General features: G+C 43.3%; 17 protein-coding genes and 1 CRISPR repeat array. Of the genes, 4 read left to right on the top strand and 13 right to left on the bottom strand.

Translation table 11 applies throughout. The features are described from left to right. Positions 1-4 precede the first annotated feature (4 nt). From D082_RS04555 to D082_RS04545, 3 genes are read right to left on the bottom strand one after another with little or no spacing between them, the layout of a single operon-like run. Positions 5-811 carry an RAMP superfamily CRISPR-associated protein gene (locus tag D082_RS04555; RefSeq protein WP_028948933.1) on the bottom strand — a complete coding sequence of 269 codons (807 nt, stop codon included), beginning with the start codon at positions 809-811 and terminating at the stop codon, positions 5-7. A 22-nt stretch (positions 812-833) separates the two neighbouring features. Beyond that, entirely contained in the window at positions 834-1850 is a 1017-nt protein-coding gene (locus D082_RS04550) for a type III-B CRISPR module-associated protein Cmr3 (RefSeq protein ID WP_238546837.1), read from the bottom strand. Between the two features lie 7 nt (positions 1851-1857). Continuing rightward, on the bottom strand, positions 1858-3450 hold the full coding sequence (locus D082_RS04545) for a type III-B CRISPR-associated protein Cas10/Cmr2 (RefSeq protein WP_028948935.1): 1593 nt from the start codon (positions 3448-3450) through the stop codon (positions 1858-1860). 246 nt (positions 3451-3696) lie between these two features. Between D082_RS04545 and D082_RS04540 the strand changes: the two genes are divergently transcribed. Continuing rightward, positions 3697-4086, top strand: a complete 390-nt coding sequence (locus tag D082_RS04540; RefSeq protein WP_028948936.1) for a CRISPR-associated endonuclease Cas1 — start codon at positions 3697-3699, stop codon at positions 4084-4086. Next, a complete protein-coding gene (gene cas2 / locus D082_RS04535) occupies positions 4086-4361 on the top strand; it encodes a CRISPR-associated endonuclease Cas2 (protein WP_238546836.1) in 276 nt (91 codons plus the stop codon). Before D082_RS04540 ends, cas2 begins: the two co-directional genes overlap by 1 nt. A 194-nt stretch (positions 4362-4555) precedes the next feature. Next, a CRISPR array of direct repeats spans positions 4556-5182; the repeat unit is 36 nt; unit sequence CCCTACCGATTGGATTAAATCGGATTAGTTGGAAAC. Between the two features lie 136 nt (positions 5183-5318). Here the strand turns inward: cas2 and D082_RS04530 are convergent. The 10 genes from D082_RS04530 to D082_RS04490 form a co-directional block, all read right to left on the bottom strand. Continuing rightward, positions 5319-5576, bottom strand: coding sequence for a hypothetical protein (locus D082_RS04530; RefSeq protein ID WP_051738676.1), 258 nt, complete (start codon positions 5574-5576; stop codon positions 5319-5321). A 34-nt stretch (positions 5577-5610) separates the two neighbouring features. Beyond that, positions 5611-6117, bottom strand: coding sequence for a hypothetical protein (locus D082_RS04525; protein WP_028948938.1), 507 nt, complete (start codon positions 6115-6117; stop codon positions 5611-5613). After that, positions 6095-6283: a hypothetical protein gene (locus D082_RS04520; RefSeq protein WP_028948939.1), complete on the bottom strand. Its 189-nt coding sequence runs from the start codon at positions 6281-6283 to the stop codon at positions 6095-6097. The genes D082_RS04525 and D082_RS04520 overlap by 23 nt, the downstream gene beginning before the upstream one ends. Then, positions 6274-6582, bottom strand: a complete 309-nt coding sequence (locus D082_RS04515) for a hypothetical protein (RefSeq protein ID WP_028948940.1) — start codon at positions 6580-6582, stop codon at positions 6274-6276. Before D082_RS04515 ends, D082_RS04520 begins: the two co-directional genes overlap by 10 nt. A gap of 34 nt (positions 6583-6616) precedes the next feature. After that, entirely contained in the window at positions 6617-6982 is a 366-nt protein-coding gene (locus D082_RS04510; RefSeq protein WP_238546835.1) for a hypothetical protein, read from the bottom strand. A gap of 69 nt (positions 6983-7051) precedes the next feature. Next, positions 7052-7549: an ATP-binding protein gene (locus D082_RS04505; protein WP_028948942.1), complete on the bottom strand. Its 498-nt coding sequence runs from the start codon at positions 7547-7549 to the stop codon at positions 7052-7054. 18 nt (positions 7550-7567) lie between these two features. Then, on the bottom strand, positions 7568-7957 hold the full coding sequence (locus D082_RS04500) for a DUF6717 family protein (protein ID WP_028948943.1): 390 nt from the start codon (positions 7955-7957) through the stop codon (positions 7568-7570). 54 nt (positions 7958-8011) lie between these two features. Beyond that, positions 8012-8146 (bottom strand): hypothetical protein, encoded by a 135-nt coding sequence (locus tag D082_RS19275; RefSeq protein WP_255356934.1) that lies wholly within the window; start codon positions 8144-8146, stop codon positions 8012-8014. Between the two features lie 77 nt (positions 8147-8223). Beyond that, a complete protein-coding gene (locus tag D082_RS04495) occupies positions 8224-8817 on the bottom strand; it encodes an HD domain-containing protein (RefSeq protein ID WP_028948944.1) in 594 nt (197 codons plus the stop codon). A gap of 28 nt (positions 8818-8845) precedes the next feature. Further along, positions 8846-10276: a TIGR03985 family CRISPR-associated protein gene (locus D082_RS04490; RefSeq protein ID WP_028948945.1), complete on the bottom strand. Its 1431-nt coding sequence runs from the start codon at positions 10274-10276 to the stop codon at positions 8846-8848. A 101-nt stretch (positions 10277-10377) separates the two neighbouring features. On the opposite strand from D082_RS04490, the gene D082_RS04485 reads away from it, so the two are divergent. Together D082_RS04485 and D082_RS04480 are read left to right on the top strand one after the other, a co-directional pair. Beyond that, positions 10378-11319 (top strand): hypothetical protein, encoded by a 942-nt coding sequence (locus tag D082_RS04485; RefSeq protein WP_028948946.1) that lies wholly within the window; start codon positions 10378-10380, stop codon positions 11317-11319. 598 nt (positions 11320-11917) lie between these two features. After that, on the top strand, positions 11918-13255 hold the full coding sequence (locus tag D082_RS04480) for an NAD(P)/FAD-dependent oxidoreductase (protein ID WP_238546834.1): 1338 nt from the start codon (positions 11918-11920) through the stop codon (positions 13253-13255). Positions 13256-14450: the final 1195 nt, after the last annotated feature.

Genomic DNA, 14450 nt, shown 5'->3' with positions numbered 1-14450 from the left:
GGTTCTATAAGTCTCCACCTAATGTAACGCTGGTGTGGCCAAAGCCAATGGACTCTAAACCACCAAAATAAAGGTCTTGGGTTGTCGATTGGCCAAAGGGTTGCCAACCTTTTTCCTTAAGCGCAATGGGAAAAATCAGGACACTGCCTTCCGGTAGGGCTTCCACATTGAAAAATGCCCCCCCCTCAACTTTTTTCATGTCATCAGCCAATTTCACCCGGCTTTGACGATAGAGCGCCATGTCATGCAACTGGGCAATATCGTTATCCCCCACCACCACTAAATTGGCTTCATCGAGGGTTGTACCAGCGGGAACCCAGGGGGACATATCTTGGGAATGTTCAATTTCCATAAACCCAAGGTTGAAAAATAGGATTTTTTTGCTACCAACGGCGCGGGCTTTAAGGTTAGTAGAGCCAGTGTAAGGTTTAGGCACAGTGGCGGAAATACCAGTTAGGAAAGAGTAACGCTTCAACAAGCGAGGACAGCTAATCCACACCACTGGTTGACCGGGACAGAATACAGGTAGCCAAACCAAGGAAGCATATTCAAACTTGACGATCGCCTCGGTGGTTCTTCCGTCTGTTTGCCCAGTAACAGCTTCGTGTCCGTACCATGTCCTGGTCGCATCAGGATTATCTGATCGCATATCGGCCCGAAAGCGGCCCCGAATAGAACTACCGGGAATAATGCCGGTTTGGGTAAATTGATCCCGAAAAATTAGGTTTAAGTTACCGGTTTCTTCCCCGGCACTTGCTCCGACGTGAAGTGGTGCGAGGGTTTCAATAATGCCGTAAGCCTTGTGATACATGGAATTTTGACAAAGTGAATAATTAGACAGCAATGGGTAAAGCGAGGCCACAGCCCCATCGGTTAAAGGAATAGCCTTCCTTGGGAAACCATTCCTCTGACCAGTCATGCCAAGGCTGATCAATGGGTTCTTCCAACACATAGACTGTTCCTGCTGGCACCGTATGGCGACCTCGGGAGAGGCGTTTGGTTTTTCCGGTTCCCCCCAAGCGGTAACGAAAAGGACTGGCCCGGTCTGTCAATAGAGCTTTCACTGACCACTGTTCCGGGAAGCGTTCCGAAAAACGGTTAGATCCCCACACTGCGGAAGTAATGAGGGCAAATTTCTCCCCCACGGGTTCATTGAGTAACTCTTGGGTTTTACCATCAAGCTCAAGGGAGCGAATATCAACCATGTGTCCTTCCCCTCCAAAGCGATACCAGCCATCTTCCAAAGGATGATTGGTGAGGTAAATCAGGCAAACATCAGGGCCAAGTTGGACAGAATTTTCCAGGAATAAACTGCCTTGATCGCCATCCTGTTCTACTCTCCTTTGGTCTTCGGCAAGGCGGGGATGGAGGTGGGGCAAAAATTTCCAGGGGGAAGAATGTACTTTTTCTGCCTTATTCCAATCTTTAATGGCTAACCAATGGCGAGCGCTGAATTTGTCCGGTTTTTCCTGATAGGCCTTACGTTTGGCCGGATCTTGGGGCAACCATTGGATTGTTTCATTCTCAGTGGTAGGAAATTCAGGACTTAATTTATAAGCAATCTCTGATTTTTCTTTGGGGACTAAGTAATTTAACGGGGTGGGGACAAAAAAGTTTTGCGGCTCCCTTTCTTTAGCCCAAAAGGGCCCGGCAATTTGTAGATGGGTAAATTTCTCTTTGGTTTCCGCGGTTTGTTGTTGGGCATAAAGCCCTGACAGGGTGGCACTGCTGGGGGGAAAATGATTTCCCGATCGCCCGACGAGATTTTCCGGGGAAAGAAAACGTCCTGCACTACCGTAAAGCAAGCCTAAGGGAGTAACTTGTATAAGGTATGAAAAAGGTTTTGACACGGTTTTGTTAGGCATAAATTTGGAACCCCACTTTTGCAAGATTTCTTACCCAGTCGTTTAAGGTTTCTGGTTCGGAATCGGGCAGGATTGGCGTTTGATATTCCTTGTTATTCGGTAGCATATTACGCTTAAGATCCTCAAAACAATGGGGAAAATAAATATTAAATAATGCTTTGGCTACTTGATCAGAATCTTTGGAAAAAGCATGGCGGGTTTCTAAAACAGCGACATCATTATAAAAATGTGTCCAGTTCTGCTTGCCTTCTCGATCTTGATAATCTTCTAAGATTTTTTGTAAAAACCACCAGGGGCAGTGCCAATCCAAATGATTACCACTGTTAAATAAAATTCGGATTGCCAAGCGATCGCGCCCATTGTCTTTTGCCAGTTTTTCGGTTTCTCGACAATGTTGCAGTACGTCCCTTTGGGGAATATTCGGCGCGGCCCAGACAAAGCCAATGCTAACGGTAATCGTTACTTTATGCTGAGACCAAATATTATTATTAAACCGAAATAACCAGTCTAAGCATTCCTTAGCCGTTAGTTTATCTTGGGGCGGAACACGATAGAGAACCCCTAAAAAGTCGTCACCCCCAGCGTAGATAATACGACCATCTTTGTTTAATAAGGGTTGAGGAAGCCGCCTTTCTGGAACCTTCGGTACAGGATCAGCCAGAGGTGGTAAATAGTATTTTAAATCTCGACCCCAGTTCATCATCGCCCGACTAAATTTCTCTAAAGCAATATCTTCTTCGAGCTGTCTTGACTGATCGGCTAAATATTTACCAATGTTATCCCCATCCCCTTGAAACCAGCCAGTGTATAAAGATTGCTCTTTACGATTTAAATCAACAAATGATCTGGGATACTCAACACTGGGTATTTCTTCTGGTGTCAAATTATTTAATAGGTTAGCAATATCGGGCAGAGTAATCAATCGCTTAATTAATTCGGGAATGCTTAACTGCTCGGTTTTATCTAGTATTCCGCCTTGAACTTTATCGTCTAATTGTTGATAAAATTGCTGAATTAATCTGGTTTGCTCCGGAATGGAATGATTGAGGGGGTGAGTTTTATCCGCCATACCGTACCAAGCAACAGCATCAAACCCTGATAAGGTAGAACTTTCTCCTTGCCAATTAATACCTGTCCAATCTCTTTCTCGCTTACTTTCACTGAGTCTTTTTCTTACATCTTCAATACTGACTTGGGACTGTTCCCAGAAAAACTCCCAGGTATGGGATTTAGTATAATTCCAATTTCTTTGCCAGTGAAATTGATCTTGAAAATCGGGAAGTTGATCTTCTATGTATTGCTTAACTGTATCGCAAATATAATTCCATGATTTGCTCAACGCAGCTTTTGCATCATTTTTAGTAAAATTGCCCTTGATAATGATTTGGTTGGGTGTCCCCTGAGTCACATTGATTAAGGCTGGGGAAATAACAGTCATATTTTGATCTTTCGCCGCATTACAAATTGCTTTGGCTAAGTAGGACAGGAGAAATGAACTACCATAAAGATCCCGCAGTTTCCTCGATTTTTCGATGAAGCCCTGGACGGGGGCGAACGTAACCGCAGTGTAGGTGGTGCTGGTCATTGGCTAATTTTGGTTGGTGAACCTGGGGCAAAGGGTTGGCTGAGCAGCAATTAGAGGAATGCTAGTTGATGTTTCAATTTCAGATCAAGATCTAAGCAAGAATATTTATATTTATTTACATTCATTCTTAAATTGTCACATTATCTTTACTTCAAGGCCCTTGAGTTCCCTGAGTAAACCACAACACTGGAAAAGGGTTTTTCTATTTTTTTGTTTTCCAAGGAGTAACATAATCGGAGTTTTCCCATGTACCTTTCTCCCCGCGCTGCCTTTGTCAGGAATCTACTCGATCCCTACCAGGGTTGTTTGCATGAAGGTTCAGAGCGTCATGCAGCTTTAGCTTCGGATTTAATTGAGGAATTTCGTGCTCCTTTGATAGATTCCTTGGTTTTATATCTAGTGAATAATGGCACGCTTAAAACTGATCTCCATTTCCAGTTCCATGATGGGGGCTGTTTTTTAAATGAGTCTGGTCGGCGATGTTTTCTCCAAGCTTTTGTCCAACGTATGGAGGAAGAAATAACTGTGGATAATCAACTTCATCCCCGTTGGCATTTACTATTGCGGCAGGTAAAATGCTACAAACGATTTGTCTATGCTCCTTCTAAAGGCTATGAGCCTTATCGTATTCGTTGATGCTTTATATCATTTGTTATGATATTCCCGATGATCGCCGTCGTAAAAAGGTGGCAGATTTGTTGGAAGGTTACGGTGTTCGGGTGCAATATTCGGTGTTTGAGTGTTACCTCTCTGCTAAAAAACTGAAGGAGTTACAACGTAGGCTCCGCAAACAATTTAATCAGAATGAAGATAGCATACGTTTTTATCCATTGTCCCCATCTATGCTTTCCCAGACTATGGTTTGGGGGTCACCTCCTCTATCCACGCCTTCATCTTCGGTAATTATTTAGCCCAATTTTTCCCTGCGAGGACTCCAATGATTGACCTGAAACCCACTGATTACTTTACAGCCCTCGATGTCTTGCCCTATAAGGGTTTTAATGCTGTTGGATTGACGATGGAGCTGAAATGAGACAGTATAAATGTGTAGCCCTCGCAAACTGTCTCTGGAGTCCGCTCTGGATGCAAGTTTGAAAGGGTAACTCCCTACCGATTGGATTAAATCGGATTAGTTGGAAACTTCTACCTTAGATCTACCCTGGAACTGTGTAGCTCGACTGCTTCCCTACCGATTGGATTAAATCGGATTAGTTGGAAACCTGAACCATCTGCCCATTGCCACAACATGGCTCAAAAATCCCCTACCGATTGGATTAAATCGGATTAGTTGGAAACGTGGTGTACGGCTTAAACCCCTGGTAGAATTTCCGCACCCTACCGATTGGATTAAATCGGATTAGTTGGAAACCACAATTGAGCTTTTACGCTCGATTGCCTCTGCGCCCTACCGATTGGATTAAATCGGATTAGTTGGAAACATATCATTTTGACTGCTAGTGGTGCTTTAAGCACGCCCTACCGATTGGATTAAATCGGATTAGTTGGAAACGTAAGGGATTAATCTTTGTCCCGTAAGTTAATCCCTACCGATTGGATTAAATCGGATTAGTTGGAAACGTCTGGCGCGAGAGTGAAGACCTCTAACGTACTCCCTACCCTACCGATTGGATTAAATCGGATTAGTCGGAAACAGCAAGGGTTACAAATGGTCAAATCTTAATTAATAGTTAAGAAAACCTATCAATGGAATTAAATCAGATTAGTTAGAAACCTCATGTTTGATCAATAGTCAGATGAGGTTTTTACTTATTTTTATAAACATTAGTTCGCATTGTGCAGTGCCTTAGGAGCATTGTAATAATTCAAATCTTGGAAAATTGAGTCCTCTAATTTATCTTTGTCGAAGTTTAGGATGTTAACTCAAGCCAGTGGGGACAAAGATAATGGAGTAGAAGATGTTCGTACACAAGCAGTAAATGTCCTAAATTTTGGTTTTCCACTGCCCTGACCTGTTCTTCGACTGCCCGGAGATTGAAAGGCTTAGTTTTGGTGCCGACGTAAAGGCCAACCCCCACAGGGACATAATCGAAAGCACTGTCAATGCCGGAATTAGCAACGGCTTTTTGGACTTCCCCCGCAGTAGCACGGTAAACCTGGACAACCACTTCATCTAGAGGAGTGGAGCATCAAGGGAGTAAATTACGAGCGGGCAGGGGGATGTAGTACCGTAGGCAATTTCCGTAAATCCCCTGTGTGTTCTAGTTCTTGGACAAACAAATAAAACAACCGTCTTTCCTTTTCCTGCTCCACTGACAATGCTTCCCTTTGGGCATCAAAGTTTGGCTCTGCTGCGGTAGTCTCCACCGCAACTATTGCTGGAGGTTCATTAGGGCACAAAGGAGCTTTATTGACAATGACGGTCAGATTCTCTGCATTGTCCACATTGACATTGCCGGGTAATGGGGGAACTGATGCTGGAATTGGAGTGGGGGCAACCTCAGCTATTTTCAACGATTCACCATCGGGAGATGGGGCGATCGCCTTTGTTGGGTTTTCTTCCATAGGTTCAGCCTTAGCCGGGGGGGGACTAGGGTGCTGGGGCCATTCAGCTAGATAACCCCAAATGCTTGTTTTCATTACTTCCTGTTCGTACAAACCCAACAGAGCTAGGGCTTGATCAAAATCAGTTATATTTACCAAGTTCATCTTCTAGCTCCAAAGGTTGGTCAGGGTTCAACAATGTCTGTTGCTGCTCGTCATGGATAGCGGAAAGGGCCATCCGGGCCCGTTGGAAAAAGCGATTCACCTTTTCCCGATGGCGATCGTTGTAGGACTTTTGAGTATCAGCCGAAAAAGCAAAACTCAGACCCATAACAATGGAAGCAAAACTGGTGATGCCGATAAGCCAACCAAAAAACCATTTAAGCCAAGTTTTTCCCATTCCCCGTTGGTGAGCTTGCCTAGAAAATTTTCCGTGGCTAGGGTAACCAGTTCCATGCCAGAACGTACCTCAACAATGGCTTCATCTCCCGAAAAGAAAAAGGGCTGTTTTTCCACAAAAGTTTTATTGTATTGATTTGGCGCCACCTGCTTTAAAAAAGCAACATCATTGCCCAGTAATTGGCGGTCTAGTTTGAACTGCTGAATTTTCCCCTGTTTTTTGGGAATCAAACCATCTTTGTCTGTGGGGAAGACTATGGTTCCTTTACCTCAAAACCTGTAGATGAAGTTCTTCAGGATGCCCATTGGTGAAAAAGCTCGTCATAGCCATGGAAAACCAAGCCCAATCCTTAGCTTCACTAACATACCAATAGCCATTAAATTCCGGTTCCTGCCGTTGAAAACTTAAATGTAAGCCGGGAAATCCCTGGGCGCTGAAAATTAATTGAAATTTGGCTCCGTCACCCGGTTCAATGCCCAAGTGTTTTTTTGCTAATTGGGTTAAAACGATATTTGTGCCCGCTACAAAGGGTTCCGCCATTACTCCCAACTTAGGAGCATTAAATACCCAGGTGCGACCAAACCAATAGGGTTGGATGGTGAATAAACTATTGTTGATAAAAGTAGTCATTTTCTCTTCTCTAATCCTATTCATTCGACGTTTATTGTTATATCTCACCGTTGGAAATTGGTTCTTCCATTAACTTATTAACCGTGAAAAATCAATGCTTTCTAGCTGGTCATAGGGAATATGGTGTAGTTTGGTGAATCCTTCATCTTTGCTGGGAGGTAACTGTTCCAAGGCATGATAATAAGTCTGAATAACTTCCGAGGGAACCTGTCGTTTTCTATTTCTTTGGTAGCAAATTTTCAATGGTGTTTCTAAATACCAACCGATGACTTGTAAGTTATTGAACTGCTCCAAGGTATGTAATAATTCTGAGCGCCAAGCTTTTTTAGCATTGGTAGCATCGTAAATAATCTGTTTTCCAGCGGCGATCGCCTGCTGAATGTCAACGGAAATTTTTGCTTGGATCAATGGCCAATTTTCTTGCTTACTAGCATCCCCAAACAATTCTTCCCTGATTTGGTCAGTGGAAATTATCTGGCTCTGGGGTATGGCTTGATGGAGATAAGCTGCTAAGGTGGATTTTCCACTGGTAGGGCAACCGATTAGAACATGAAAAACAGATATCATTATTGCCGCGTTGCTTTGTTATTTATTAATAGCCCGCACTTGAATATAGAGTTTTTCGGGATGGCCGCCAGGGAAAAAGCAGAGGGTAGCGGGACATAACCATCCCCGATCGCCGTGGTCGAGGTCTTGATAATTATTGTCCGCATCCATCACTTTGTACCAATAGCCTCCATATTCTGCTTCTTGCCGCTCAAAACAGGCGTGGTGACCTGGGAAACCCTCCGCACTGAAGATTAGCTCGAACTGACTGCCTTGTTGCGTCTCCAATGCCAATTCCCGTTTGACAATGGCACTCAAAATGGCATCAGCTCCGGAAACAAAGGGTTCCCCCAATAAACCAACTTCTTCGGCATCAAAGGCCCAGGTGCTGCCAGTCCAATAGGGGTTAATGGTGAAAATGCTGTTCATGTTTATTTGCTGCTCCGTTGGAAATGAGGAACTGTGGTGAATGGCTTACTGAAGTCAGTCCCCAGCACTAGAAGAATGGAGCTTTTTGCGTAGGGCTTGCAGACGGGCTTTTTGTCGCCGCACTTTTTTGGGTGCCCCAGGGCTCTTTTTTTGCTCCTGTTTTTGGGACTGCCAATGTTTTAGTTGCATGGTGGATGAATTAACTCGACATCTACTTTCTACCACGGCATTGGAAAAACCCTTTTCCTGTTGGCTGAATTATCTGTTCATTTGAGATTTTCGTAGCGCCAATCATCAATAATATTAGCTAACTCCATGGACCAAGGATTGGGATTCCGGTCTTGGTAGATTTCCCAAAGATTCTGATAATACCAAAGGATGCCAGATTTACCACGGCTAAATTTTGGCCAAATTTCTTGTCCATGGCGGCGGAGATCAATTTGGATGGTGCGGGCATTATGTAATGTGTCTGCTACGGAAATTTTCAGGACAGAAAGAGAGCTATGGCGTAGTTTAGTTAAGTGCTTTTCCTTCCGTTCTTCCCAGGGGGGCTTGGGAATAGCTTGACTATCGGAACAGCCTAGAACTAACTCTGCTACAGTTTCCCCAAATTGCTCACGGATGAGTTTTAGGGTTGCTTCACCCCCTTGATCTTCCACTGCATCATGGAGCAAAGCGGCGATCGCCTCGTCTTCGTTGCCCCCCATTTCTAGCACCAGGGCCGCGACTCCGAGTAGATGACTAATGTAGGGAACTTGGGAACCTTTACGCAATTGATTGATATGGAGTTGATTGGCCAATACCAAAGCATTGCTAAAACGGGAAATGAGGATAGGGCAATTAAACTTTGAGGGATTCATCGAATTGGAGTAGTGATGTTGATTTTGACTAGTAAAGGATTGCCATGGCATGACTGTCATCGGCCATCCGTTGTCTTAATGGCAAAGGAAAAAGTACTTCTACATTCGGCCCCCAAGCCCGTAGACGCATGATCACATTGTTATCATCAACTCGGTAATCCATGCGGTAATAACTATGGGTGGGGTTTTCTGGATCTGTGGCTTGCCATTGTTCTAAGTATTGGTTCAGTTGTTGATTTTCCCTGGCGGATAGGGTCTGTTTTTTTTGCCAACTTGCCAGGGCTTTGGGATTAGAAAACTTAGCGAAGGTTTCGTGACGGAAGCTCTCGTCAATGTATTTTTCTGAAAATTCCTGGTTGAACCGCAGGATCATAGTTTTTTGGGGTTTATAAAAGTCAAATCCCAGAGCTTTCCGTAATTGTTGATCAATGTAATTTGGAGTGAAAGGTTTTTTTTGTTGGTCTTTCAGTAAGTTAGGAATAGCATCGTCAGACCAATCCAGGGTTTGACAATGCCGGATACGATCTAGGCGGTAGTTATACCAATCAATTGCATCCTTATGTTTGGGAGTTTGACCATAGCCGCAAAGGTACAAAGCCCTTTGATAGTAATAGATGCAAACTGGGTGAATAATCCGTTTCACCAGTCGATGTAAACTGATGCTTTCATATTCTAGGCTAACTACAGGAAAGGGGTTTTCTTGCCAGATTTCTTTGAACTGATAGAGTAAATCACTATCCAAGTCTTTTCTTGCTACGGCATAGTCCACGTGCATAAAAAAGCGCTGCTTCTCTCCCACCGTTTCTTGAAAAATACCTGGTACTTCACTCAAATCTTCGTGGATGATGGGGATGACAATGTTTTTCTGGGAGCTATTTTTTATCTCAGGGGGCTGATAAATTTTAGCGATGTCTTCTTTTTGGTAATAAGTTTTACTTTCATAGTCTAGATAACCCAATTTGACTAGATCATTGAGATTGTTTTTTAAGGTTTTTCCCACACAGGCAAAGATACGATTTTTTGAGGGATTAGCCGGGGCTTTCGGGTCCCATGTCAAGGATTGTAGAAATGATGCTACCGGCGCGTCATTTTCCAGACAACAAACATTAATAAAATCCTGATGCCATTTTTGTTCTTCTTCCCTTAAATGTCCTTCAAATAACCAGTTATGGAGAGTTTTGTTGCAATGGCAACTGGGATTAAGGTGCTCCAGGCTATTGCCATCAAATTGTTGGTGATACCCTGGAACATCAGTGAAAAAAGTATTGCGCCAGTCTAGAAAGGTGAAGCCATGGCCCAGGTCGCAGTAAATGGGGTCAGACTCGTGGCCATAGATGGAGCGGAGCATCACCCACAGCCGCACTGCTTTGGATAGACAAATGTGGCTGGTCAGGGATTGCCTTGGTACTAGGTGGCTAAGTAGGTCTACTGTGGGGGAATACTCAAAGGTAGATTCCATAATTTTTGGACTTTTCCGGTGGGACTAATTCCACTTTAGATGGCTTTTGGAAATCAGGTTTTCCATTGAATGATATGCTGATTTTTTTATGTTCTGGTTGAATGTCTAGCTACCATTTGCGCTTGGAAGGGGATACCCTCTACGGGGCTTTCAATCGGGCAGAACCCGCGTCCGGTGATTGCCTGGTGATGGATGCGGCCCACGGCATTGATGCAATGATCCAGCAGGGGGTTTTAGCTGGAGGCAATTTACTAAAAATAGAAGGACCCCAATCCGTTGCCGTTGCCTATACCCTTGCCCAACGGTTAGCTCCCCTCTATGGGGCGATCGCCATCATGGATCCCAAGGCCTGTCGTCGGGGTTATAAGGTTTATATTGTGGCCATCAGACGAGTAAAGGAATACCCCTTGGGGAGCCTCATTGAAGCACCGATAAAAGTTTCCCAGCAAATTTCCCGACAAATAAAAGTGGCCATCTGTGGTTTCCCCCAGGTAGGTAAATCCTGTTTGATTGAAGGCATTCGGCAAGTTATTTCCTCCCAGGTGGGAGCACCCTATCCCTATGTCATCCGGGCCTGTCCCGATGGGGAAGGGGCCTGGCTCCACCAAACCCAGGTCAACAATCCCCCCTTAGCAGAAGACCTACGCTCCCAAAACCGAGGGCACTGGAGCCCAGCTTTTGCAGCAATGGCAGCGGGCTGGGTTCGTTCTGCCAATGAAACCATTAATTTAACTGATACAGGGGGGCAACCTTCCCCAGAAAATCGGCTAATTATGGCCGAGGCAACCCATGGCATTATCATCTATAAAACTGAAGCAGAACAACAGCAATGGCTCGAATTTTGCCAATCTCTTCCATTACCCATTATTGCCATGGTGGAAAGTCGTTTGGGCCATGCTGACGATAAGGTAAACCTAGGGGAAACCATTACTGGCATAGTTTATGGTTTGAGCCGAGGAGATACCCAACTGCGGGACAAGTTGATGGTACAGGCCCTGGGTCAGCGGTTAATTGAGCTCACTGTTCACATCCCCCCGCCCTGAAGAGCTAGAATTGCCCACCACGCATCAATCTAACAATACGTATTGGAGTATTGGTCAATGGATGGGGTTAATGCTTCTTTGGATCGTGCCCCCTAGATGGTCTTACCATCCCTCCACGGCCATTTAAACTCTCCGAATGTCCTCCGGCGACTAGCCAAACATAAGCCATTGAATTTTACTGTTTGCCTTCAAGGTTAGACCATAAACCATTGTCTCTCTAGCCTTCTCTGCGCCTGTTTGCACCGTAGCTGTTTCAACCTGTCTTGAGTCCAGAGGGAGAAGAGTTAATATCCTCACGTTGTCCTAATAAAAATCCCTTTAAAGGGCCAGGCTTGTATTCCTTTTTTTGGGTAATCACCAACCCCGACATGATGGCTTTGAGGCTAGAAGCTGTGTCGGCAATTGTTCAGCATCAAGAAGAAAAATTAGCAATTTTCTGATTAGAGTGGGGCAGGCCTTGAATTCGATTACCCTTGGACTGATATCTTAAAGACAATCCAAATTGTCTCTATTTGATTTTTAATGTTTTATATTGAATAAAATCTAGTGAGCGTATGAAATGATTAGGCGACGGAGTTTTTTAAAATTAAGTCAGTTAATGTTTGTAAGTTATTTGCTCAGTACCAGTTGTGGTAAAAATAATACACCAGTCACTGCGAGTGATGCCCCATCTATTTTAATTATTGGTGCAGGTTTGGCCGGTTTAGCTGCTGCCCAAAGCTTAATGAAACAAGGCTATGCTGTACGAGTGTTGGAAGCGAGGAATCGTCTTGGTGGACGGACTTGGACAAGTAATTATTGGGAAGATGCGCCATTAGATATGGGGGCATCTTGGATTCAGGGTACTGAAGATAATCCGATTACTAAACTAGCTGAGAAAATTGCAACACCTCTAGTGATGACTAGCTACGATAATGCAATCACCTATGGGGTTGGGGGTCAGCCGTTCACTGCTAAGGAGGAACAAATCATTGAACAACTAGAAAAAAAATGGCAAGGGGCGATCGCCACCGCCCAAAATGGAGATACAGATCAATCTTTACAAGCTGTCATTGAAAATACATTTAGTCTAGAGAATCAACCCCTTGGGACTAAACAAATCATTGATTGGTATATGAATAGTACTATTGAGCATGAATATGCTAGCAGCCTCGAAGACACTTCAACTTATTGGTTTGATGCAGACGGTGGTTTTGGTGGTGATGATGCAATTTTTGTGGAAGGATACCAGGCAATCGTGAATTATCTGGCAAAGGATATCTTAATCGAATTCAATCAAATTGTTGAATCTATTGATTACTCAGAAGAAATTCCGACAGTTATTACCAATCAAAGGACTTATACCGCAGATCAAGTCATTATTACGCTGCCCCTTGGTGTTCTCAAATCAGGGCAGGTGAAATTTATTCCTGAATTGCCTTCCTCTAAACAAAAAGCAATCAAAATTCTTGGTATGGGTGTTTTGAATAAATGTTATTTACGTTTTCCTAAGGTATTTTGGCCAAAAAAAGTGGACTGGATTGAACAAGTTCCAACGCAGAGGGGTTTATGGTCAGAATGGGTTAATATTTTCCGAGTTAATCAACTGCCAATTCTGCTCGGTTTTAATGCAGCAAATGAGGGAAAAGAAATCGAAACATGGACAAATGAAGAAATTGTTGAAAGTGCGATGGAAACTTTACGACATCTTTTTGGCGACGATATTCCAGATCCTACGGATTATCAAATTACCCGTTGGCAATCCGATCCTTTTAGTAGAGGTTCCTATTCTTTTAATGCCCTTGGTAGTCATCCTAATATGCGGGATCATCTGGCTAAATCTCTTAATGACCAAATATTTTTTGCGGGGGAAGCAACAGAACGTGATTATTTTGCTACAGCCCATGGCGCTTATTTATCTGGCCTACGAGTTGCTGAAGAAATCAACAATCTTTAACTCTCCAAAATCAATGCATGAGATGTTTTATTTTTGCTTTATCGACAGAGGGATTATTTCAGCTAGTTTTTACAATTGAAGCTATTGAAAATAGGGTTAGCAGTTTAACAGGATTGATATCGTCTTTTCCTTAGTCAGTGGATTGTTTGGATTACGTCGAGCATAGCTTTCCTATTGTTGTAAAACAAATAGCTAATAGGAAATGGTGGAGTAGTGAATGTAGACAGCATCAGGTAAGCATTTACCAAAATTTAGATCGTTAAGTGCGTGTTGAATATCAACAAAGTTGTGAATATCTGCTATTTATTCTCTATCCCAAGGCGATAATAATTTTTGTTTTTATAATTGATTTTGACGTAAAAGATAACATGAATTAGAACTGTCATTGTTATTAAAATCATTGAGACATTAACCACAATTAGCGCAAAATCCGGTAAGAATAGGGTGAGAGTCAAAAATTATAAACTGTTTCCCTAGTAAAATTTCAACGACAATTGCCCCAATGAAATATTGCCCTGTTGCCTACGGTGATGATGAAGATGACAGGGGGAACACAAAGCCGTGAAATTACTAAGGGAATAATCACAGTCATGAACTGCCATCTTAAGCCGATACCGATTGCCAACGGATAACCCTTTGCCATCTCCAAGCGAAGACATTACACCTCGCACCGTTCACAAATCCAACCAACGGACTGCTTTTTGTCCAGGGTGATCTGATGCCAATTGGGGGAATAACGCTCATCTTTCATTCCAAACCCCTAGTAAAAATTTAACTCTCGTCATAACCCCTAGTAATTTTTTCTGAGTTTCTTGCAAGAATATTATTTCACATTTATTTATGGCCACATGATTAAAAGCATACTTGCAGAAAAAATAACAAGATAATAGGAACTGGAAGACGGCGAAAGGGAGTCATTCATTAATGAAAAAATAAATGCAAGTTTGCATACAATCATGAAAGTAATCGCCATTAGCGGCTATAAGGGTGGATGCGGAAAGTCTATGACCAGCATTCACACAGCACGATACTTAGCGGATAGGGAAAAGTTCTCCTAATTGATTCTGATCCCAATCGCAGTTGTGAAAATTGGTTTAACCGCAGTCCTATCCCTGTCCCGTTTAATGTAGTGAATGAAAAAGCTGCAAGTCGGCATTGACCCTGACTGAAAAAAATGGACATTCGAGAAGAGTCG

The sequence above is a fragment of the Synechocystis sp. PCC 6714 genome (assembly GCF_000478825.2).
In the GTDB taxonomy this organism is placed as follows: domain Bacteria; phylum Cyanobacteriota; class Cyanobacteriia; order Cyanobacteriales; family Microcystaceae; genus Synechocystis.
Note: the sequence above shows the minus strand (reverse complement) of the source record. Positions and strands in the feature narration are given on the sequence as shown.